This is a genomic window from Streptomyces sp. NPDC016562, from assembly GCF_043076955.1.
Taxonomy (GTDB): Bacteria; Actinomycetota; Actinomycetes; order Streptomycetales; family Streptomycetaceae; genus Streptomyces.
Genome location: NZ_JBIBRZ010000009.1, coordinates 283,687 through 304,333, shown reverse-complemented (window position 1 = coordinate 304,333; position 20,647 = coordinate 283,687). Strand labels below are relative to the sequence as shown.

The 20,647-nt window shown below is 74.9% G+C and carries 18 protein-coding genes; 8 read left to right on the top strand and 10 right to left on the bottom strand.

Features of this window, described 5'->3' with window-relative positions:
* The first annotated feature begins 7 nt into the window (after positions 1–7).
* Positions 8–718, top strand: a complete 711-nt coding sequence (locus tag ACF059_RS30280; protein WP_392063318.1) for a hypothetical protein — start codon at positions 8–10, stop codon at positions 716–718.
* Here ACF059_RS30280 and ACF059_RS30275 read toward each other — a convergent pair.
* Positions 702–2,330 (bottom strand): carboxylesterase/lipase family protein, encoded by a 1,629-nt coding sequence (locus ACF059_RS30275; protein ID WP_392063316.1) that lies wholly within the window; start codon positions 2,328–2,330, stop codon positions 702–704. The two genes, ACF059_RS30280 and ACF059_RS30275, sit on opposite strands and share 17 nt — an antisense overlap.
* A 167-nt stretch (positions 2,331–2,497) precedes the next feature.
* Between ACF059_RS30275 and ACF059_RS30270 the strand changes: the two genes are divergently transcribed.
* Positions 2,498–3,571, top strand: a complete 1,074-nt coding sequence (locus tag ACF059_RS30270; RefSeq protein WP_392063313.1) for a hypothetical protein — start codon at positions 2,498–2,500, stop codon at positions 3,569–3,571.
* A gap of 92 nt (positions 3,572–3,663) precedes the next feature.
* On the opposite strand, the gene ACF059_RS30265 is transcribed toward ACF059_RS30270, so the two are convergent.
* A complete protein-coding gene (locus tag ACF059_RS30265; protein ID WP_392063310.1) occupies positions 3,664–4,557 on the bottom strand; it encodes a virginiamycin B lyase in 894 nt (297 codons plus the stop codon).
* Between the two features lie 49 nt (positions 4,558–4,606).
* Positions 4,607–6,235, bottom strand: coding sequence for a ribosomal protection-like ABC-F family protein (abc-f, locus tag ACF059_RS30260; RefSeq protein WP_392063306.1), 1,629 nt, complete (start codon positions 6,233–6,235; stop codon positions 4,607–4,609).
* 113 nt (positions 6,236–6,348) lie between these two features.
* Between abc-f and ACF059_RS30255 the strand changes: the two genes are divergently transcribed.
* Entirely contained in the window at positions 6,349–7,026 is a 678-nt protein-coding gene (locus ACF059_RS30255; protein WP_392063303.1) for a TetR/AcrR family transcriptional regulator, read from the top strand.
* A gap of 42 nt (positions 7,027–7,068) precedes the next feature.
* Here ACF059_RS30255 and ACF059_RS30250 read toward each other — a convergent pair whose 3' ends face one another.
* From ACF059_RS30250 to ACF059_RS30240, 3 genes are read right to left on the bottom strand one after another with little or no spacing between them, the layout of a single operon-like run.
* Entirely contained in the window at positions 7,069–8,094 is a 1,026-nt protein-coding gene (locus ACF059_RS30250; protein WP_392063300.1) for an NAD(P)/FAD-dependent oxidoreductase, read from the bottom strand.
* On the bottom strand, positions 8,091–8,645 hold the full coding sequence (locus tag ACF059_RS30245; RefSeq protein ID WP_366866711.1) for an isoprenylcysteine carboxyl methyltransferase family protein: 555 nt from the start codon (positions 8,643–8,645) through the stop codon (positions 8,091–8,093). The genes ACF059_RS30250 and ACF059_RS30245 overlap by 4 nt, the downstream gene beginning before the upstream one ends.
* A 41-nt stretch (positions 8,646–8,686) precedes the next feature.
* On the bottom strand, positions 8,687–9,748 hold the full coding sequence (locus ACF059_RS30240) for a type III polyketide synthase (protein WP_392063297.1): 1,062 nt from the start codon (positions 9,746–9,748) through the stop codon (positions 8,687–8,689).
* 76 nt (positions 9,749–9,824) lie between these two features.
* Between ACF059_RS30240 and ACF059_RS30235 the strand changes: the two genes are divergently transcribed.
* Positions 9,825–10,685, top strand: a complete 861-nt coding sequence (locus tag ACF059_RS30235) for a UbiA family prenyltransferase (RefSeq protein WP_392063294.1) — start codon at positions 9,825–9,827, stop codon at positions 10,683–10,685.
* Between the two features lie 70 nt (positions 10,686–10,755).
* Here ACF059_RS30235 and ACF059_RS30230 read toward each other — a convergent pair whose 3' ends face one another.
* The 3 genes from ACF059_RS30230 to ACF059_RS30220 form a co-directional block, all read right to left on the bottom strand.
* A complete protein-coding gene (locus ACF059_RS30230) occupies positions 10,756–11,787 on the bottom strand; it encodes a saccharopine dehydrogenase family protein (RefSeq protein WP_392063381.1) in 1,032 nt (343 codons plus the stop codon).
* 134 nt (positions 11,788–11,921) lie between these two features.
* On the bottom strand, positions 11,922–12,956 hold the full coding sequence (locus tag ACF059_RS30225; protein ID WP_392063291.1) for a PHP domain-containing protein: 1,035 nt from the start codon (positions 12,954–12,956) through the stop codon (positions 11,922–11,924).
* Positions 12,957–13,081: 125 nt separating this feature from the next.
* Positions 13,082–13,576: a MarR family winged helix-turn-helix transcriptional regulator gene (locus ACF059_RS30220; protein WP_392063288.1), complete on the bottom strand. Its 495-nt coding sequence runs from the start codon at positions 13,574–13,576 to the stop codon at positions 13,082–13,084.
* 127 nt (positions 13,577–13,703) lie between these two features.
* Here ACF059_RS30220 and ACF059_RS30215 point away from each other — a divergent pair, with 127 nt between their 5' ends.
* From ACF059_RS30215 to ACF059_RS30200, 4 genes are all read left to right on the top strand, one after another.
* Positions 13,704–14,114 (top strand): organic hydroperoxide resistance protein, encoded by a 411-nt coding sequence (locus ACF059_RS30215; RefSeq protein ID WP_360905275.1) that lies wholly within the window; start codon positions 13,704–13,706, stop codon positions 14,112–14,114.
* A gap of 102 nt (positions 14,115–14,216) precedes the next feature.
* Positions 14,217–15,848 carry an FAD-dependent monooxygenase gene (locus ACF059_RS30210; protein ID WP_392063285.1) on the top strand — a complete coding sequence of 544 codons (1,632 nt, stop codon included), beginning with the start codon at positions 14,217–14,219 and terminating at the stop codon, positions 15,846–15,848.
* Positions 15,849–15,922: 74 nt separating this feature from the next.
* Positions 15,923–17,200, top strand: coding sequence for a VWA domain-containing protein (locus ACF059_RS30205; protein ID WP_392063282.1), 1,278 nt, complete (start codon positions 15,923–15,925; stop codon positions 17,198–17,200).
* Complete coding sequence (locus ACF059_RS30200) at positions 17,200–18,018, top strand: hypothetical protein (RefSeq protein ID WP_392063279.1); 819 nt, start codon at positions 17,200–17,202, stop codon at positions 18,016–18,018. The genes ACF059_RS30205 and ACF059_RS30200 overlap by 1 nt, the downstream gene beginning before the upstream one ends.
* A 138-nt stretch (positions 18,019–18,156) precedes the next feature.
* Here the strand turns inward: ACF059_RS30200 and ACF059_RS30195 are convergent, their stop codons facing one another.
* Complete coding sequence (locus ACF059_RS30195) at positions 18,157–20,586, bottom strand: serine hydrolase (RefSeq protein WP_392063276.1); 2,430 nt, start codon at positions 20,584–20,586, stop codon at positions 18,157–18,159.
* Positions 20,587–20,647 lie beyond the last annotated feature (61 nt).

Below are 20,647 nucleotides of genomic sequence, written 5' to 3'. Positions count from 1 at the left end.
GAGGGGCATGACGATGACGCTGACAGCGGGGTCCGTGACGGGGCGAGCGGTGGTGGCGGGGCTGCTGTGCGCGGTGCTGGCGGGGTGCGGCACGACGCGGGCGGGGCAGGCCGCGGCGCCCGCCCCCGTACCCACCGCCGCACCGACAGCCGCACCGGCCGAATGCGACCTCCACCTGACGGCGGACGAGGACCCGGGCGCGAACGCCGGTCCGCCCACGGACCAGGACACCGGCGCCCCGGCCGGTCCTCCCACGGATGAGGACACGGGTGCGCCGGCCGGTCCTCCCACGGATGAGGACACGGGTGCGCCCGCCGGTCCTCCCACGGATGAGGACACCGGCGCCCCCGCCGGTCCTCCCACCGATCAGGACAGCGGCTCCTACGCCGGTCCGCCCACCGACGGCGAGGCGCACAACGGCGGTGGCCCCTGCGGCCCGGCGGACTGGTTCGACATGACGAAGGACTTCGCCACCTACTACGCCGAGCACCGCAGGACATCGGACGAGATGGCCGTCCAGCAGACCTACGTCCGGAAGGTCCGCACCGTCGGCGAGGCCTGGATCACCTTCACCACCCGCTCCGTCGGCAAGGGAGCCGCCGAGGACGCCCGCCGCATCGCCGAGGTGTTCACCGCGTGGCGCCGTGAGGTCTACGGGGACAAGGGCACCATGGTCCTGCGCACCCCCGAACGTACCGTCATCACCCAGAGCTGGTGACCCCCGGCCACCGCGCGTCCCACAGCGCGCAGTGGTGTTCGGTGCGCGCGTCCACCGTGCGGATCCCGTCCGCCCCCGGCGCCAGCGACAGCACCGGACCCGCCGGCCGGTACCTCGGCCAGTGCGGGGCCTGCGGCGCGCCCGGCACACCGGTGCGGGCGAACTCCGTCCAGTAGCCGGTCATCCGGTCCGCGAGCTCCCGCTGCGGACCGGTCAGCGGCGCCAGCGTGAAGAGGTACGGCAGTTCGAAGCCGTGGGCCGCCCCCAACGGCAGGCCCGGAGCCTGCGGCAGACCGGTGAAGTCGGGCGCGTCACGGTCGCTGAACCGGTAGCCGTACGTCGGCACGTGCCGGGCCAGTGCGCCGCCGTCCCGCAGCGTCGGGCAGAGGAACGACGCGTCGGTCAGCACGGTGGCCCAGGCCACGGCCGGGGTCGGGTGGGCGGACACCGGGTAGGCGGCTTCCACGGCGCGGGCGGTCGGGACGCCGAAGGACAGCTCCAGGCGGGCCCGGTAGGCACGCGCGTCACCGATCGGGTGAGCCGCCAGCGTCTGGGCCAGGAAGAGGCGCATCTCGTCCTGCGTGGTGCCCTGCATCACCGGCACCCGGTGGAACCGTCCGGCCTCCAGCGCCCGCCGGGGCTCCTCGGGCAGCGCGCTGTTGCCGTAGGAGACCAGGGAGAAGCCCTGCATCAGCTCCGGGGTGGCGAGCGTGCGGGCGTCGAGCCGGCGCAGGCAGTCCATCACGCCGGTGGGGCGGTCGCAGCCGAGCCGGGCCGCCGCCAGGGCGCCGTCCGCGACCGTGCGCCGTTCGGGTACGAAGGGCTCGTAGGTGCCGAGGCCGGGCAGCAGGGCGTGGGGCGGCGTCGTGGTCGAGCACGATCCGCTCTGCACGACGGCCTTGTGGAAGAGACCTGCCGAGGCCGGGGAGGTGAGGTGGGCGCAGACGCTGAGGGCACCGGCCGATTCGCCGAAGACGGTGATGTTGTGCGGGTCCGCGCCGAAGCGCTCCGCGTTCGCCCCCACCCAGCGCAGCGCCGCCCGCTGGTCCGCCAGGGCGAAGCCGGGCGCTCCGCCGAGCTCCTGATGGCCGAACAGGCCGAAGACACCCAGCCGGTAGTTGACGGTCACGACCACGGCGCCGCCCTCGACGGCCAGCCGCTCGGGCTTGTAGTGATCGCCCGCGCCGCTGAAGAAACCGCCCCCGTGGAACCACACCATGACGGGCCGCAGCCCGCCCCGCGCGCTGGAACCGGTCGGAGCGGTGACGTTGAGGAAGAGGCAGTCCTCGGAACCGACCGGCCCGCCGGGTGCGAGCACGGGCAACTGCACGCAGCGCGAACCGGGGGCCCCCGCGTCGCGGACGCCCTTCCAGCGGGGCACCGGCTCCGGCAGCCGCCACCGCAGTGCGCCGGTCGGGGGAGCGGCGAAGGGGATGCCCTCGAAGGTGCGGTAGGCCCCGTGCGAACGTCCGCGCACCGGCCCCCGGTCGGTTTCCACGACGGGCCGCTCGCCACCGGGCGCGGCGCCCGCCGGCAGGGTCGTCAAGGGCAGCATCACCACGGGCAGCAGCAGCGCGACGCACCAGCGGCGGATCTTGCCGAGGTCGGGCACGGTCCTCGCCCCTTTCCCTTGGGGCGCGGGGGCCGACCCCCATTTGCCCGCCCCGAATGGCGCAGTGAGCAGAACTGTCAGTCAATGTAACAAAGCGTGCGCTTCCCATGACGCACGATGACCGGCGCGCGATGTGTAGACCCGCGCGTCGGCGAACGGAGCTTTCCATGAATGACCCCATCATCCTCGCGGCGGCGCAACCGGAAGACCGCCGCGGGACCCACGACACCAACGCCCCGGACGACGTCGTGACCGGCGGACCCGGCGGACCCGGCGGACCCGGCGGACCCGGCGCGCCCGACGCCCCCGAGGCGCCGGACGTCCTGGAACACCGGGACGCGCGGCCCATGCGGACGCTGCTGGAGACCGCGGTCACCTGCCGTCCCATCGAAGAGGTGACCGCCCTGGTGAACCTCCTCAAGGAGGACGGCCGGCTGCCGGACGCGGGACACGAGGCGCTGCGTACGGCCGCCGTGACCCGTCCCGTGCAGGACGTGCACCGGATGGTCGCCCTGCTGGGCGAGTCCCCGAACGAGGTGGCCGAGGCGGACATCACGCTGCGCGCCGCCGCGGTCGGACGGTCCATCGAGGACGTGGCGCTGCTGGTGACCATCCTCGGGACGGACGAACCGGGCGCACCGAACGAGCAGGACGAGCCTGCCGGGCAGGCCGAGCCGGCCGAGCCGGAGCGGCGACGCCCCGCCCGGGCCCCGGAGCACGCGGCGCAGGCGAAGCCGGTCGTGGCCGTCGCGCCGGCCGAGCCGTACGAGGAGCCGTACCGGCTGCCGTACCGGGAGCTGCACGACGCGCCCCGGCAGGAGCCGCCGCGCCGTACCGCTCCCGTCGCGGCGGCGGCGGCCGGCTCGGCGGTGCTGCGGCACGTCCTGCGCTGGCCCGTCGCGATCGCCCTGCTGGTCAGTGGCGCCCTGCACCTGCCGAAGGACCTCTCGGCCCTGCCGAGCGCGACCCCGGCGGCCCTGCTGCCGCTCTTCGTCACCGCGCTGTGCCTGGGAGCCGGTGCGCTCCTGGCGCTCCGTGACACCCCGGCGGTGTGGCGGGCGGGCGCGGCGACGGCCCTCGGCGTCGTGGCGGTGCACGTACTGGGCGGATCGGCGGGCTTCGACCCGCTGCGCGGTGCGGTGGGCGGCTCCGTGGCCTGGGCGGGCATCGCCGTCGTGCTCTGCGCGGCGTCCGTGGCCGTACTGTCCGGCGTGGCCCTGAGGAACCGCCAGGAGAGCTAGCCAGAGGCGTGTCTCCGTGAGCGGTCGGAGGACCGGATCGGCCCGCGTGAGCGGCTCGATCCGGTCCCTTCTCGCATCGGCGCTCGCTGCCGTCAGGTGACGTTCCAGCGGGTGACCTCGCCGCTCTCCTGGGCGACGTAGAGGGTGCCGTCTGGGCCGAAGGCGAGGCCGTGGGGTTCGCACGCGGGGCTGGGGAGGGCGAACTCGGTCACGGTGCCGTCCGCGGTGACGCGGCCGATGCGGCCGGTGGCCCACGCCGTGTACCAGCAGGAGCCGTCCGGGGCCACCGCCACGGCGTGCGGGCGGCACTGACGATCCGGCAAGGGGTGTTCGGTGATGCCGGCGGCGGTGAGGCGGCCGATGTGGCCCGTGCCGATCTGGGCGAACCAGAGGGTGCCGTCCGGGGCCGCGGCGAGGCCGACGGGGGCGGCGCCGGGGGTGGACAGGGGGTGGAGGGCGGTCTCGCCGGTGACGGTGATCCGGGCGAGGGCGTCGCCCTGGTTGAGGGTGCACCACAGGGCGCCGTCGGGGGCGGTGGTGAGGAAGGACGGGAAGGAGCCGTCGGGGAGGGCGTGCTCGGTGAGTTCACCGTCCGGGGTGATGCGGGTGACGGTCGCGGTGTTCAGGGTGGTGAACCAGACGGCGCCGTCCGGGCCGGCGGTGATCCCGTACGGGCCCGGGCCGGAGCCGGGGACGGGGTAGGAGCGGGTTTCGCCGTCGGGGGTGATGCGGCCGATGCGGTGGTCGCGGTAGCGGGTGAACCACAGGGCGCCGTCGGAGCCCGCGGTGATCAGGGTGGGGCCGCAGTCGGGGGAGTCGAGGGGGAACTCGTCGATCCGGCCGTCGGGGCTGAGGCGGGCGATGCGGCCCGCGTGGACCAGGGTGCACCACAGGGCGCCGTCGGGGCCGGCGGTGAGGGCGTAGGGGCCGGCGTCCGGGGTGGGGAGGGCGTACGTGTGGATCAGGCGGGTCGGGGTCGGCGTCAAGGGGAACCTTTCGGCGAGGAGGGGGAGGGGGAGGGGGAGGGGGACGGGGTCAGGCGGCGGTCGGGGCTGCGGCCCGGAGGGCGAGGCGGTCGCCCTGCCAGCGGGTGCGCAGGCGGCGGTCGTGGCTGACGACGACCACGGTGCCCGGGAAGGAGGCCAGGGCCTCGTCGAGTTCTTCGGCCAGGGCGGGGGAGAGGTGGTTGGTGGGCTCGTCCAGGAGCAGGACGTCGGCCGGTTCGGTGACCAGGCGGGCCAGGGCCAGCCGCTGGCGCTGGCCCGCGGAGAGGGCGCCGACCGGGGCGGTGAGCTGTCCGGGGGCGAACAGGCCGAGCGACAGCAGCTGTTCGGCGTGCTCCTCGGGCGTGCCGGGGCGGCCCGCGGCGAAGGCGGCGAGGAGCGGGCGGTCGGCCGGTCCGGGGCGGGTGTGCTGGGCCAGCAGTCCGGTCCGGCCGGGGCGGACCACGTGGCCCCGGTCGGGGGTGACGGTGCCGGCGAGGACGCCGAGCAGCGTGCTCTTGCCGGCGCCGTTCGGGCCGGTGATCAGGAGCCGGCCGCCGGGCGGCAGGCTGAGGTCCACCGGCGCCAGACGGCCCGTCAGCGACACGTCGTACGCCGCGAGGGACGGGCCGGGCGCAGGGGCGGCGGACGTCGTGCGCGGCACGGCGGTGAAACGCAGCGGGTCGGGTGGGGCGGGGACCGGGTCGGCCAGCAGGCGGGCGAGGCGTTCCTCGGCGTTGCGGACCCTGCTCGCCAGGGACTGCTGGACCCGGCCGGCCGCACGGTCGTAGGCCATCTTGTTGCCGTCCTTCATGGCCCGGCCGGGGGCGACCTTGCGGGCGGTGACGGCGGCGGACTCCCGTAGCCGTTCCGTCTCCTCGCGCCACGCGGTGTGGGCCTGGGTGCGGCGCCGGTGTTCGGCGGCGCGGCCGGCGAGGTAGCCGGCGTAGCCGTTGCCGTGGCGGACCGTGCGGTGCAGGTCGCCGTCGACCTCCAGGAGGGCGGTGGTGACGCGTTCGAGGAACTGCCGGTCGTGGGAGACGGCGACGGTGATGCCGCGGCGGGCGCGGAGGTGGTCCTCCAGCCAGGTCAAGGCCGTGTGGTCGAGGTGGTTCGTGGGTTCGTCGAGGAGGAGGACTTCGGGGGCGCAGGCCAGCAGTGCGGCCAGGCGCAGGCGGACCTGTTCGCCGCCGGAGAGGTCGCCGACGGTGCGGTCGCGGGGCAGTGCGACCAGTCCGAGGCCGTGCAGGGCGCGTTCGGTGCGGGCGTCGGCCTCGTAGCCGCCGCGCAGTTCGAAGGCGGTGAGGAGGTCGGCGTAGGCGGTGAGGGTCTCGTCGGTGGCGTCCCCGTCGGCCATGCGTGCCTCCAGGCCGCGCATGCGGTCCTCCATGGCGCGCAGTCCGGCCAGGGAGCGGTCCAGGACCTGCTGGACGGTGAGGTCGGCGGGGAGGTGTTCCTCCTGGGCGAGGTAGCCGATGCCGCCGTCGGCGCGGACGGTGACCGTGCCGGTGTCGGGGCGTTCGGCGCCGGCGAGCAGCCGCAGGAGCGTCGACTTGCCGGATCCGTTCTCGCCGACGATGCCGAGGCGGGTTCCGTCGGTGACGGAGCAGTCGACGGAGGCGAGGACGGTGCGGCCGGCGTAGGACTTGCCGAGGTCAGTCGCGGTGAGCTGGGCGGTCATGGAGCGGCTCCGGGGGTTCGGGGGCGGACGGGAGGGTGGCGGGGTAACGGGAGGGGCGGGTGAGGATCATTGGGGACTCCTTATAGCGACGAATGTTGCTTTAAGATCGTTCCATGGACGCCACTGAGCACGCAAGCGAGAATCCCGGCCACGAAGGCCACCCCGATTCGGCCACTCCGCGGCGCCGGACCGGAGGCCGCAGCGCCCGCGTCCGCACCCAGGTGCTGGCCGCGGTGGGCGAGTTGCTGATGGCGGGCGGGTACGACGGGCTGACGATCGACGCGGTCGCCGAGCGGGCCGGCGTACACCGCACCACCGTCTACCGCCGCTGGCGCGACGTCGGCGGCCTGCTGGCCGACGTGCTCGACGCCGCGGCCGACGACACGTGGAGCCCGCCCGACACCGGATCACTGGAGGGCGACCTCGCCGCGCTCAACCAGGAGGTCTACGAGGCCCTGGCGGGTGGCGGGCCCAGCCTGACCACGGCGCTGATCGCCGCGGGCTTCCGCTCGGCCGAGGCGGCGGGCGCCCTGGCCCGTTTCTGGGAGGACCGCTACGCCCGCTGCGCGGTGGTCGTCACGCGCGCCGCCGCGCGCGGCGAACTGCCGGGCCCGGCCGACGCCCGCGCGCTGCTGATCGCGGCGACCGCGCCCCTCTACCACGAGCTGCTGCTCCTGCGGGCGGCCCCGGACCCGGCCCTCCCCGGCCGGGCCGCCGCCGGCGCCGCGGCCGCGGGGCGGGCGGGCGCCTACGGGGTCCCGGCAGGCACCTACGGGGTCCCGGGGGAGTGACCTCGGGCGACCGAGGCCCGGCCCGGCGCTGGAGTCAGGTGGTCACGCGAGCAGGTTCACCGCCCCCGTGAACACCCGTGGGAGCCGGGCGGCCAGCGGGACGATCCGCGGGGCGAGCCGCGGCTGGTGGCGGGCCCAGAGCAGGGACCCGGTCAGCACGCGGTAGCTGCGCGACAGGTCCCGCCAGGCCCGCTCGTACGCCTGCGGCCGGCCCGCCCGTACGCAGCGCACCAGCTCGCCCGCCGCCGTCACGGCCAGGGTGAGCCCCTCCCCGGTCAGGGCGTCCACGTACCCCGCCGCGTCCCCCACGAACAGCACGCGCCCGGCCACCCGTACGCGAGCCCCTTGGCGCAGCGGTCCGGCGCCCCGCGCCGGGGTGTCGGCGCGTCCGGCCAGTCGCTGCGCCAACAGGGGGAAACGGGCGAGCTGTACGTCGAACGGGGCCTGGCGGGTGGTCAGGACGGCCACGCCGACCCGGTCGGGCGCCAGCGGGGTCACGTAGGCCTCGCACTGCGCCGACCAGTGCACCTCGACGAGGTCGCTCCACGGTGCGACGGCGTAGTGGCGGCGCAGCCCGTAGCGCGCGGGCCGGCCGGGCGCGGGCGGCGCCGACAGGCCGAGGCCGCGCCGGATCGGGGAGTGCAGGCCGTCCGCCGCCACGAGGTAGCGGGCGGTGAGCCCGGCCGCGCTGACCTGGTGCGCGTCCTGGTGCACCTGCTCGACGCGCTGGCGCAGCACCCGTACGCCGAGCTGTGCGGCCCGTTCGGCCAGCGCCGTCTGGAGCGCCGTGCGGCGTGAGCCCAGGCCGGGGCCGCTGTGGAAGAGCCCCTCCGCGTGCCGGCCGCTCACGCCGTCGACGTAGCGGATGCCGCGGAAGGGCTGCCCGGTCACCGGCACGCCCAGGGCGCGCAGCCGGCGTACGGCGCCGGGCATCAGGCCCTCCCCGCAGGCCTTGTCGATGGGGGTGGGCCGCGGCTCGACGACCACGACCTCCAAGCCGGCGAGCGCTCCGTGGATGGCGGTGGCCAGCCCGGCCGGACCGCCGCCCGCGATGAGCAGGTCGATCACGACGCGGAGTTCGCCGACGTGACGGACGCGGGAGCGCGCAGCCGGCCCGCGTCCGTCAGGGCGGCGTCCTCGCAGCCGATCCGCACGCGCAGGAGCAGCAGGTTGAGGACGGTGAAGCCGAGCGCGGTCAGCCAGGCCGTGTGCACCAGCGGCAGGGCGATCCCCTCCGCGACCACCGCCACGTAGTTGGGGTGGCGCAGCAGCCGGTACGGTCCGGCCTCCACCAGGGGCAGGCCCGGGACGACGAAGACCCTGGTGTTCCAGCGCTGCCCGAGCGTGGCGACGCACCACCAGCGAAGGCCCTGGGCCAGCACGGTGACGGCGAGGGCCGGCCAGCCGAGCCAGGGCAGGAAGGGCCGGTCGGCCACCCAGGGTTCCACCACGCAGCCCACGAGCAGCGCGGTGTGCAGGGCGACCATGGCGGGGTAGTGGCCGCGGCCGTGTTCGCGGGCGCCGCGCGCCACGCTCCAGGCGGTGTGGCGGCGGGCCGTGATCAGTTCGGCGAGCCGTTCGGCCACGACGAGGCCGATGAGCAGCAGGTACGGGTTCATGGGGTCCATCGGGTTCATGGGGCTCTCGGGGTTCATGGGGATCACCAGCGCAGGAGGACGAGTTCGGAGGCGAAGCCGGGGCCGAAGGCGAGCATCAGCCCGACCGAACCCGGTGGTGGGGGTCCCGCGCTCTGGATGCCGTCCAGGATGTGCAGGACCGAGGCGGAGGAGAGGTTGCCCACGGCCGCCAGCGAACGCCGGCTCGCCGCGAGGGCCGTATCGGGCAGTGCCAGGGCGTCCGCGAGCGCGTCGAGGATCTTCGGGCCGCCCGGATGGCAGATCCACGCGTCGACGTCCGACGGCTTGAGGTCGTGCGCGGCGAGGAAGGTCTCGACCTCCTCGGCCACGTGCAGCCGGACGAGGTCGGGGAGTTCTCGGCCGAGCAGCATGCGCATGCCCCAGTGGCCGATGTCCCAGCCGAGAAGGTGCTCGGTGCCCGGGTAGAGACGGCTGCGGGCGGCCACCACCTCAGGGCCGGCGCCCGTGGCGTACAGGGGATGGTCGCGGCCCACCGCCACCAGGGCGGCGGCGCCGTCACCGAAGAGGGCCCCGGCCACCAGGTTCGCCATCGAGGTGTCGGTGGCCTGGAGGGTGAGCGAGCAGAGCTCGGTCGACAGCAGGAGGGCCGCGTGCCCGGAGCGGCCCGTCAGGTAGGCGTGGAGGTGCCCGGCCCCGGCGGCCCCGGCGGCGCAGCCGAGGCCGAACAGGGGCACCCGCCGCACGTCGGGACGCAGCCCGGCGCCGGGGGCGAGGCGGGCCTCCAGGGACGGGACCGCGAGCCCGGTCACGGTGGTCGACATGACCAGGTCGATCTCCCGCCCCGCCAGACCGGCGTCGGCGAGGACCAGTTCGAGGGCCCGGGAGCCGAGCTCCAGGGCCGCTTCCAGGAAGAGGGCGTTCGTCGTGCCGAAGTCGTTCCCCGGCCCGTACCGCTCCAGCGGGAGGGCCAGGTGACGGCTCTCCACGCGCACGGAGGCGTGGATCCGGCGCAACAGGGCGGTTTCGGGGCCGGGCGGCAGGAAGCCGGCCAGCGCCTGCGTGATCTCGGACTGGAGGTGGCGGTGGGGCGGGAACACGCTGCGCACTGCCAGGACACGTGTCATTGATTCACCATAGAAAAGAACTGACACATCGACAGGAATCGGGCGTACCGGGCGCGGCGCAGCATAGCGTGTCGCCGTGCCCCCGCGAACCCAGACCACGACCCGGCTCCCCGAGAGCGCAGCGCCGGCCAGCACCGTGACCGGCCTGCTGGCGGCGTGTCACCCGCTCCCCGCGGCGGCGGTGACCGTCTTCAGCGCCGCCCTGGCGGTCGCGGCGGGACGCGACCTGCCGGGGGCGGCCCTCACGGTGGCCGCCGTGGCCGCCGGGCAGCTGTCGGTGGGCTGGTGCAATGACCGCGCCGATCTGCGACGCGACCTCGCCACCGGCCGGCGCGACAAACCCCTGGTGACGGGCGCCGTCCCGGCCGCCGTCGTCACCCGGGCGGCGGCCCTGGCGCTGCTCCTGTGCGTCCCGCTGTCGCTGGCCTGCGGGCTGCTCGCCGGCGCCGTGCACCTCGTCGCCGTGGCGGCCGCCTGGGCGTACAACCTCCGGCTGAAGAGCACGGCCGCCTCCTGGTTCCCGTACGCCCTGGCCTTCGGCCTGCTCCCGGCCTTCGTCACCCTCGCCCTGCCCGGCGCGCCGTGGCCGCCGCCGTGGCTGACGGCCGCCGCGGTCCTGCTGGGCGCGGGCGCGCACTTCGCCAACGTCCTGCCCGACATCGACGACGACCTCGCGACCGGGGTGGTGGGGCTGCCGCAGCGGCTCGGCGTACGGGTCTCGGCCGCGCTGGCCGGGCTGCTGGTCCTCGGCTCGACCGCCGCCCTGGTCGTGGGGCCGCCGGGCCCGGTGACGGCGTACGGCCGGGTCCTGCTGGTCGCGACGGCCGCGGCGCTGCTCCTCGCGGGCCGGCGGCCCGGCGGACGGCTGCCGTTCCTGGCCACGATGGCGGTGGCCGGGCTCGACGTGGTGCTGCTGGTGGCCGGGCTCTGGGGGTGAGGGCGGGGCTGCGGGCGCACGGGCTGAGGGCGCGCCGCCTGTGCGGCGAGCCGGCCGGGCCTCCTCGCCGCTACGGGCGCAGTTCCAGCGAGATGTCCGCGGACAGGGCGCGGAGGAAGTCGGCCGCGTCGAAGGCCGCCCCTGCGGAGAGGGCGCCGACCGCCTTCGTCCGTCCCGTCAGGACGCGGTGGACCGCTTCCACGGCGAGCGGGGCGCTGACGGCGTAGATGTCCCGGCCGCTCGCCACGGCGCGCCGCTCCTCGCCGCCGGAGCGTACGACCACGTCGACGAGGAAGGTCTGCGCGGAACGCCCCCGCGCGTCGACCGCGGTCGGCGCCGGCGTCTGCGCGGCGGCCAGGTCGCCGGCCGCCTCCACGGTCATGTACGAGACCACTTCGGGGACGGACAGGTGGCTGGGGACGGTGACGACGTCGGCCATGGTGAACTCCCCGATCACCGCCCGCGTTCCCATCGGTTCGGGGAAGGACCACTTCAGGGTCGGCGCGGCGTCGGTGACGTACTCCAGCCGCCCCTGGCTGTAGCGCACGCGCCGCCCGTCCCTGCGCTGCCGGGAGACCGTGCCCGCGTCGCGGGTTCCGGCCGTCGGGTGCCAGCTGTCCAGCCCGTAGGCGACGTGCACCTCGTCCGCCGCCGTCCAGTCGCCCATCGCCGCGGTGACCAGCAGGTCGCCGAGGCCGCCGAAGAAGGCCATCGCCGGGATCACCACGGTGTCCGCGGCGCGGGCGCGCTCCGCGAACTGCGTGAGCGTGTCGAGGTTGGCCTCGATCTCCGCCGCCACGTCCACGTACGGGATCCCCGCGCGCAGGGCCGCCTCGACGACCGGGGCGGCGGTCGTGGCGAAGGGCCCGGCGCAGTTGACGACGGCGGCCGCGCCGGCCAGCGCCCGGTCGAGCGAGGCCGGGTCGTCGACCGTGGCCCGCCGGGCGTCGAGCCTCGGATGGGACGCCGCGAGCGCCTCCAGCTTGTCCGCGTCGCGTCCGGACAGGACCGGGACGAACCCGCGCCGGCGCAGCTCCGCCACCACGAAGCGCCCGGTGTGCCCGTACGCGCCGAAAACCGCCACCGTCTGACCCGTCGTCATCACGTTCTCCCGCTGTCGTCGAATGTTCAACTACGTACATCCTGGCGGGGGTGGGCCGAGCGGCGTGAGTGTCCGGAACGACATGGCCCGTACAATTTCGGACGTGAGCGCGTGGGTACGGTGACGGACAGCGCTCAAGGCGCGCGCCGGGTGCGGGTCCAGGACAGGAGCTGGTCCGCCGTCCAGGTGGTGATGACGCGCTCGGTCGGAACCTCGCACTCCACGGCCCGTTCGCAGCCCAGGATCTGCCAGTCCAGCTGTCCCGGGGCGTGCGCGTCCGTGTCGATGGCGAAGAAGGTTCCGGCCGCCACGGCGAGCCGGAGCAGCCGCCGGGGCGGGTCCAGGCGCTCCGGCCGGCTGTTGATCTCCACGGCGGTGCCGGCCTCCGCGCAGGCGGCGAAGACGGCCTCGGCGTCGAACCGGGACTCCGGCCGGGTCCGCCCGGTCACCAGCCGGCCCGTGCAGTGGCCCAGTACGTCCATCAGCGGATTGCGCACCGCCTTCAGCAGCCGCCGGGTCATCGCGGGCGCGTCCATCCGCAGCTTCGAGTGGACCGAGGCGACGACGAGGTCGAGCCGCTCCAGCAGCTCCGGCTCCTGGTCCAGCGATCCGTCGTCCAGGATGTCGCACTCGATCCCGGTGAGCAGCCGGAAGGGCGCCCAGGTCTCGTTCAGCTCGGCCACCACCTCCAGCTGCTCGCGCAGCCGCTCCGGGGAGAGGCCGCGCGCGACCGTCAGGCGGGGCGAGTGGTCGGTCAGTACGGCCCATTCGTGGCCCAGCTCGGCCGCCGTGCGGCCCATCGCCTCGATCGGACTGCCGCCGTCCGACCAGTCCGAGTGCAGGTGGCAGTCCCCGCGCAGCGCCGCCCGCAGCGCGGCGGCGGCGGGCGTGGCCGGCGGCCCCTCGGGGTGCGCCGCGGCCTCGTCCTCCAGCTTCTGCAGATAGCCGGGCACCGCCCCGCCGAGCGCCTCGCGCACGACCTGGGCCGTCTTGGGGCCGATGCCCTTGACGGCCTCCAGGGAACCGGCCCGCGCCCGGTCGGCCACCTCGCGCTCACCCATCCGGGCGAGCGCGGCCGAGGCCGTACGAAAGGCCCGTACCCGGTACGTGGGTGCCTGCGCCCGCTCCAGCAGGAAGGCGATCCGGTCCAGCGCGGCCACCGGGTCCATCGCGTACCTCCAGCCTCCCGGCCCCCGGACCAGTGTCCGGCGCGGGAGGCGCGCACGCCTGCTGTGTGCCGGAAACGCGCCGGTGGGCCCTACTCGTCCTGCGCCCCGCAGACGCTCCGGTAGCCCTACTCCTCCTGTGCCCCCCGCGCCTCCTGGGGCGCGGCCGCGTCGAGGGCGGCGGTGAGGCGGTTCAGCCGGGCCTGGAGGTCGTGGATCTCGCTCAGCTCGAAGCCGGTCGAGGCCGCGATCCGCCGGGGCACCTCCGCCGCGCGGGCGCGCAGCGCGGCGCCCTCCTCGGTCAGGTGGGCGTGGACGGAGCGCTCGTCCGCCGCACTGCGCTCGCGGCGGACCAGGCCGGCCGCCTCCAGGCGCTTGAGCAGCGGCGACAGCGTCCCGGAGTCCAGCCGCAGGTGCTGCCCGATCTCCTTCACCGGCAGCTCGCCGTGCTCCCACAGCACCAGCATCACCAGGTACTGCGGATAGGTGAGGCCCAGGTCCTTGAGGATGACGCGGTACAGGCCGCCGAAGGCGCGGCTCGCGGCGTTCAGCGCGAAGCAGATCTGGCCGTCGAGGCGCAGGAAGTCCTGGTCGGAGTGGGTGGCGGTCGGCTGCTCGGTCATGTCACCCAGTGTACCCGGGGCGGCCTTGAGCGGCATTGAATTGTGCACAACTCAATTGCGTGCTCTACTAGAGGAGCGCGGCCGACACCGGCCGCCACCACGGTTCACTTCTGCGAGAGGGACTCTCATGGACGCGCTCTACACCGCTGTCGCCACCGCCAACGGCCGCGAGGGCCGCACCGTCAGCTCCGACGGCCAGATCGACCTCGCCCTCGCCATGCCCCCGGCGCTCGGCGGCAACGGCCAGGGCACCAACCCGGAGCAGCTCTTCGCGGCCGGCTACGCCGCCTGCTTCGCCAGCGCGCTCGGCCTGGTCGGCCGCCAGGCCAAGGCCGACACCAGCGAGGTCTCGGTCACCGCGGAGGTCTCCATCGGCAAGGACGGCGCCGGCTTCGGCCTGGGCGTCACCCTGCGCGTCGAGCTCCCGGAGTCCCTGGCCGGCGAGACGGGCGCCCTCCTCGTCAAGCAGGCCCACGAGGTCTGCCCCTACTCCCGCGCCACCCGCGGCAACATCGAGGTCGACCTCGTCATCGAGTAAAGACGGCCGACCCCGTCACCGGGTGAAGATGCCGGACGCCGGGCGGGCGGCCACCATGGAGGAGCACCGATCCGCACGGGGGCCGCACGCCGGGAGGCGCCAGTGGCGCACACCTACGCAACGGACGTCCTGGTCACCGGCGCCGGCCCGGTCGGGCTGACCACGGCCGCGGAGCTCCGCAGACGCGGCGTCTCCTGCCGGATCATCGACCGGCTGCCCGCCCGGCTGCTGTTCGCGAAGGCCGTGGGCATCCAGCCGCGCACCCTGGAGCTCTGGGACCGCATGGGGCTGCTGCGTGCCGCCCTGGACGCCGCCGTCCCGCTGCGCGGGCAGCTCACCTACGTCAACGGCGTCGAACAGCCCCGCCTCGAACTCGCCGTGCCGCCCGAGGTGCCCTACGGGTTCGCGGCGCTGCCCCAGTACGAGACCGAACGCATCCTCGACGAGTTCCTGGGCCGCTTCGGGACCACGGTCGAGCGCGGCACCGAGCTGGTCTCGTTCACCCAGGACGCCGACGGGGTCACCTGCCGGCTGCACACCCCCTCCGGCGCGGAGGAAGAGGTGCGCACCCAGTACCTGGTGGGGTGCGACGGCGCGCACAGCATCGTCCGCAAGGGCCTCGGGCTCACCTTCGAGGGCGCCGCCTTCCCCGAGGAGTACATGCTCGCCGACGTGCAGCTCGACTGGGACCTGCCGCACGAGTACGGCGTGCGCTCCCAACACCGCGACGCCTCGGGCGCGATCGACGACGGCCTCGTGTGCATCCCGCTGCCCGGCGCGGGCCGCTACCGGACGTCGATGACGGTGCCACCCGAACTGTCCACCGAAGCCCGGGCCGCCACCGGCTCCGAGGACGTCGCGCACGGCCCGCAGGGCGGCCGGGCCCCCGAGCTGGCCGACATCCAGGCCGTCCTGGACCGGCTCTCGCCCCGGCCGGTCACCGCCTCCGACATCCGGTGGGCCTCGGTGTTCCGCATCAGCCACCGGATCGTGAACCACTACGGCGACGGCCGGGTCTTCGTCGCCGGCGACGCGGCGCACATCCACCCGCCCACCGGCGCCCAGGGCATGAACACCGGTGTCCAGGACGCCTGGAACCTGGCCTGGAAACTCGCCCTCGCCGTCGAGGGCGCGGCCCACCCCGGCCTCCTCGCCAGCTACGACGCCGAGCGCCGGCCGGTCGGCGAGGAAGTCGTCGCCCGCACCGTGCGGCACGCCAAGGAGGGCGTCCAGGCCGACCCGGACGACCGGCTGACCGTGCTGCTGCGCGAGGCCCAACTGCTCGTCGGCTACCGCGGCAGCCCCGTCGTGGACCCGCCCGGCGAGGGACAGGGGCCCCGGCCGGGCGACCGGGCCCCGGACTGCGGCGGCCTCACCCGGCAGATCGCCTCGTACCCGATGCGCCTGTACGACCTGCTGCGCGACCGCGACCACGTGCTGCTGCTGTACGGCACCGGCCTCGACGAACTCGCCCTGACGGCCAGGGAGTCCTCCCGGGGCCGCGTGGAGGTCTGCGCGGTCCTGCCCGTCGACGCCCCGGCCGACGCGACCGAGCTGCCGGCCTGCTGGGACGCCCTGGGCGAGTTCGCCCTGCGCTACGCGGCCGAACAGCCCACCGCCTTCGTGATCCGCCCCGACGGATACCTCGGCGCGCGCCTGTCCCCACCGTCCCCGCAGCTGCTGGCCGCCCACCTCGCCGCGGTCTTCGCCGCGAGCGCCGAGGCGTCCGGATAACGGCCCCGCCCTCCTGAAAGCCGGTACCGGGATCACGTTTTGGATTGCCGGACGATCCTCAATACGATCCGGCGATGATCACAACAAAACGGCTGGCGGCAAGGGCGTGCGGCCTGCTCGCCGCCCTGGCCGTCGGGCTCTTCCCGGCGAGCGCCACCGCCGCCGACGGACCGACGGCGAAGGAACCCCCCAAGGTCGATCTGGTCCTGGACGTCAGCGGCTCCATGCGGGCCACCGACATCGACGGCCAGTCCCGGATGGCCGCGGCGAAGCAGGCCTTCAACGAGGTCATCGACGCCGTCCCCGACGAAGTACGCCTCGGCATACGGACGCTGGGGGCCACCTACCCGGGCGAGGACAGGGCGCTCGGCTGCAAGGACACCAAGCAGCTGTACCCGGTCGGGGCGCTCAACCGGACCGAGGCGAAGACGGCCGTGGCCACGCTCGCCCCCACCGGCTGGACGCCGATCGGACCGGCCCTGCTCGGGGCCGCCCAGGACCTGGAGGGCGGCGACGCCACCAAGCGGATCGTCCTCATCACCGACGGCGAGGACACCTGCGCCCCGCTCGACCCGTGCGAAGTGGCGCGCGACATCGCCGCCAAGGGCATCCACCTCGTCATCGACACCCTCGGCCTGGTCCCGGACGCCAAGACCCGCGCCCAGCTGACCTGCATCGCCGAGGCGACCGGCGGCACCTACACCTCCGTACAGCACAAGGCGGAACTGTCCAGCAGGGTCCGCCAGTTGGTGGACCGCGCCGCTGACCCCGTCGTCAACCCGGTGGCCACCGAGGGCGCCAAGCGCTGCGAGGGCGCCCCGCTGCTGAAGCCCGGCCTCTACAGCGACCGCGAGAGCTTCGGCGAACACCGCTGGTACCGGGTGGACGTCCGCCCGGGCCAGGAACTGCGCGCCTCGGTGAGCATCGCCGCCGACCGCGCCGTCAACAACGACTACGGCGTCCTGCTGCGGGCCACGACCGTCCACGGACGCGAGATCGTGCGCGGCTCCGAGGCGGGCGACGGGCGCACCGACGTCCTGTCGACCGGCCTGCGCTACCCGAAGGCCGAAGCCGACGGCGATGACGCGGACTCCAAGAGCGCGACGGAGACGGTCTGCCTCCAGGTCAGCAACTCCTTCTCCGCCCCCGCGTCCGTCAAGACCACCCCGGGCATGCCCGTCGAGCTGACCATCGACCTGGTGGACGGCCCCGACGAGGCGTCCGACGCCGCCGCCTTCGGCCTCGGGCGGGGCTGGTGGCTCCTGGCCGTGCTGGCGCTCAGCGGGCTGCTGGCCGGTCTGGTGTGGGGATGGATCTCCCGCTGGCGCATCTCCGTCTGGAGGACCAACTGATGCGTACCGTACGCACACTGACCGCCGCCCTGCTGGCCACGGCCGCCGCCCTCACGGTGGCGGGAGCGGCCGTGGGCACGGCCGTCGCGGACACGCCGTCGCCCACCCCCACCGCCAGCTCGGGCAAGGACGCCGGCAAGGACGCGGGCGAGAAGGCACCGACCGAGGCGGGCACCAGCTTCCGCACCGCCACGCCGTTCCGCCCCGGCCAGAAGGCCACGGCGCAGGCCTCCTCCGGCGACTACCTCTACTGGGTGCTCCCCGTCGACGCGCAGCAGCGCGTCACGGTGAAGGCCACGGTCACCCTGCCCGAACCGGCCTCCCGGCACGGCGCGTCGACCTGGCAGCTCGACGTGTACGACGGACTGCGCCGTCGGCAGGCATGCACCTACGGCATGCAGAGCGAGGCCGCGGCCAAGGACGCCGCCTCGGTCGTCCTGTCCTGCACCCTGCGCACGGTCCGCGCCGGCGCCGAGCCGTGGGCCAACGATCCCCTGCCGGGCAGCTACTACGTCCGCCTGACGGTCGTCGACCTGCCGGACGAGGACAAGGGCCTGCCCGTACGCGCGGCCGTCGAGGCGGAGGTGAAGGAGACCGGCGGCGCCCACGCGGTGGACGGCGCCCTCTCCACACCGCTGGTCCCCGCCACCGTCACCGGCACCCTGCGCGAGCCGGAGGACGGCTGGTCCGGCGGCTGGTGGTCGGACCGCTGGATCTGGACCGCGGCCGGCGGCATCCTCGGGGCGATCGCCGGCATCTTCGGCTACTCCCTGACGCGCGGCACGGGCCGCCCCACCCGCGTCCCGCCCGGCGCCTGACGGGACGGGCGGCCGCGGCCCACCGCCGCGGCCGCCCCGTCCTACGCCGTCCGGTGGAGCTCGCCGAGACCAACACGGCGGCCTCCGCGTGGAAGGAGGCGGGCCGCTCGCCGACGGCCGGGTACGGGGCCCGGCCGGTCAGCCGAGGCGCGTGAGCCTGGTCCCGAGCGAGGGCTCGGCCAGGGCTCCCCGGACCGCCACCGGCACGCTCTTGGCCCCCTCCCCGTCGCCGGCCGTCAGGACCGCGACCTCGGAGCCCGCCTTCGCGGTGTGCGGCAGCGGCGAGGAGCCCGCGACGAGGGACAGCTTCACCTGCTGGCCCGGTACGCCGATCACGTTCAGGTCCTTGGTGGCCACGAGCGGCGTACGGCCGCCGAGCCCGTCGTCCACGTACCCCACGGTCTGGCCCTTGCGGACGACCGGGGCCGACGCGAGTGCCGTCCGCACCGCCTCGATGATCTTCCTGCTGTTCGTCTTCACCAGCGCCAGGCTGTTGATGGCGTCCGGATCCGGGCCGTCCACGCGCTGCTCCATCAACGTCCCCAGGATCAGCGGGGTCTCGTCCCCGATGGACTTGTACGCCGCCCACATCAGGGTGCCGCCCGCGGGCGTGCTGGAGCCGGTCTTGATGCCCCGGATGCTGAGGCCCTGGGCCGTGAGCAGGCTCTCGTTGTTGTTGAGGAGCGGCTCGGGCAGCCCCTTGATGGTGGCGTTGGGCAGCGCGACGATCGCACGGAACGCCTCGTCCTTCATGACCGCCTCGGCGAGCTTGAGCTGGTCCGCGGCCGTGCTGACGGTGCCGGCGTCCAGGCCGCTCGGGTCGGTGTACGTGGTGTCCTTCATGCCGAGTTCCCGGGCGGCGGCGTTCATCTTCGCGACGAAGGCCGTCTCGTCGGCGGTGTTCGTGTCCCAGCGCGCCAGCAGGCGGGCGATGTTGTTCCCCGACGGGATCATGAGCATCTTGAGCATGTCCTGCTGGCTGAACTTCGTACCGGTGGTGAGGCCCACGATCCGGGACTCGTGCTCGGAGGTGCCGTCGGCCACGGCCTTGGCGTCGACGGTGATGACGGCCCCGGGCTCGCCCTTGCGCAGCGGGTGGCCCTTGAGGACCACGTACGCCGTCATCACCTTGGCGACGCTGGCCGTGGGGACGGGCTTCTGCTCGCCGAAGGTGCCGATGTCGCCGGAGCCGGAGCCGGAGATGCGGACGGCGCCCTGGCCCTTCGCGGGCCAGGGGATCGAGAACTGCCCCTCGACGCTACCGGTACGGGCGGTCTCGGCGGCGACGATGTGCGGGGTGGGCAGGGGGCGCAGCAGCTGCGCGCCGGTGTAGGCACCGGCGAGGAGGAGCAGGACCGGCGTCCACACCTTCACGCGCCGCAGCGCGGTCCGGCGGGGGCTCTGCGGCGCGGCGTCGCTGTTGGTGAGCGAGGCGAGCAGATCGAGCGGGGCCGTCGGCGGAACGGCCTGCGCGGGTGCCGCCGCGGGCGCGTCGGCGTCGAGCCCCCTGAGCCTGACGAACCGACTCGTCCGCTCGTCCTCGGCCTCCCCGCCCCGAGCCCAGGAGGGCGCGGGCCGAGCCGACTTGCCCGCCGCGCCAGCGGGAGCCCCGGCCGTCGTGTCGACCGCCTCCGGCTCGCCCCGAATGGCCTTTGCCGGGGTGTGAGCGCCGGGCGTTTGCGCGGCTGTGTCCGCAGTGTCGCCATCCGGCTGGGCATCGTCTTCGGTTGCTTCGGCGGGAGGCTGCGTCGCTGCGTCGTCGGCCTGAGGCTCGGCTTGATCTGGCTCCACCGGCGTGCCGGTGTCCGGCATTTCAGATTCGGCTTCGGGCGCCGGTTCGCCCTTCCGCTCGGTCGCGGGAGCTTCGGGCGGCGTCTGCGCCGTCGCGCCGGCCCCCACCGTGGCGTCGTCGGCCGGTTCGGCAGGCGTCTGGGCAGGCGTGTCGCCGGTGTCGCCATCCGCCCGACCTTCGGTTGCTTCGGCGGAAGCCTGCGGCGCTGCGTCGGGGTCCTGCGGCTCGGCCGGGGCGTGCTTCCCCGGGGTGTCGCTGTCGGGCGCTTCGGCGTCGGCTTCCACGTCGGGCGCTGCTTCGGCAGGCGTCTGGGCGTCCGCGGCCGCGGTGTTGCCATCCGGCTCCGCGTCCGCCTCGTCTGCGGGCGCTTCAGCGGAAGCCTGTGCCGGTGCATCGGCAGCCTGCGGCTCGGCCCGGGCGGGCTTCCCGGGGGTGTGGCTGTCGGGCGCTTCGGCATCGGCTTCCACGTCGGGCGCTGCCTCGGCAGACGTCTGCGCGGCCGTGTCCGCGGTGTCGCCATCCGGCTCCGCCTGGTCGGGCTCCTCCGTGGCTTCGCTGTCCGGCGCTTCCGCGTCAGGCATGGGTTCGGCGTCAGCCTCGGTTGGGGGAGCGTCGGGAGGCGTCTGCGCCGTCGCATCGGCCGCCACCGTGGCGTCGTCGGCCGGTTCGGCAGCCGTCTGGGCGGCCGTGCGCGCCGTGTCGCCATCCGGCTCCGCGTCCGACTTGGCGTCGGAGACTTCGGCGGAAGCCTGCGGCTCGGCCCGGGCGGGCTCCACCGGGGCGTCGGCTGGCGCTTCGCGGGGCTCGGCAGGTGTCTGGGCCGCCGGGCCTGGGCGC

Bases quoted from the DNA above. Each gene is read 5' to 3' on its own strand.
- ACF059_RS30280 (WP_392063318.1), top strand. From the start codon at position 8: ATGACGATGACGCTGACAGCGGGGTCCGTGACGGGGCGAGCGGTGGTG.
- ACF059_RS30270 (WP_392063313.1), top strand. From the start codon at position 2,498: ATGAATGACCCCATCATCCTCGCGGCGGCGCAACCGGAAGACCGCCGC.
- abc-f (WP_392063306.1), bottom strand. From the start codon at position 6,235: ATGACCGCCCAGCTCACCGCGACTGACCTCGGCAAGTCCTACGCCGGC.
- ACF059_RS30255 (WP_392063303.1), top strand. From the start codon at position 6,349: ATGGACGCCACTGAGCACGCAAGCGAGAATCCCGGCCACGAAGGCCAC.
- ACF059_RS30245 (WP_366866711.1), bottom strand. From the start codon at position 8,645: ATGAACCCGTACCTGCTGCTCATCGGCCTCGTCGTGGCCGAACGGCTC.
- ACF059_RS30240 (WP_392063297.1), bottom strand. From the start codon at position 9,748: ATGACACGTGTCCTGGCAGTGCGCAGCGTGTTCCCGCCCCACCGCCAC.
- ACF059_RS30230 (WP_392063381.1), bottom strand. From the start codon at position 11,787: ATGACGACGGGTCAGACGGTGGCGGTTTTCGGCGCGTACGGGCACACC.
- ACF059_RS30225 (WP_392063291.1), bottom strand. From the start codon at position 12,956: ATGGACCCGGTGGCCGCGCTGGACCGGATCGCCTTCCTGCTGGAGCGG.
- ACF059_RS30220 (WP_392063288.1), bottom strand. From the start codon at position 13,576: ATGACCGAGCAGCCGACCGCCACCCACTCCGACCAGGACTTCCTGCGC.
- ACF059_RS30215 (WP_360905275.1), top strand. From the start codon at position 13,704: ATGGACGCGCTCTACACCGCTGTCGCCACCGCCAACGGCCGCGAGGGC.
- ACF059_RS30205 (WP_392063282.1), top strand. From the start codon at position 15,923: ATGATCACAACAAAACGGCTGGCGGCAAGGGCGTGCGGCCTGCTCGCC.
- ACF059_RS30200 (WP_392063279.1), top strand. From the start codon at position 17,200: ATGCGTACCGTACGCACACTGACCGCCGCCCTGCTGGCCACGGCCGCC.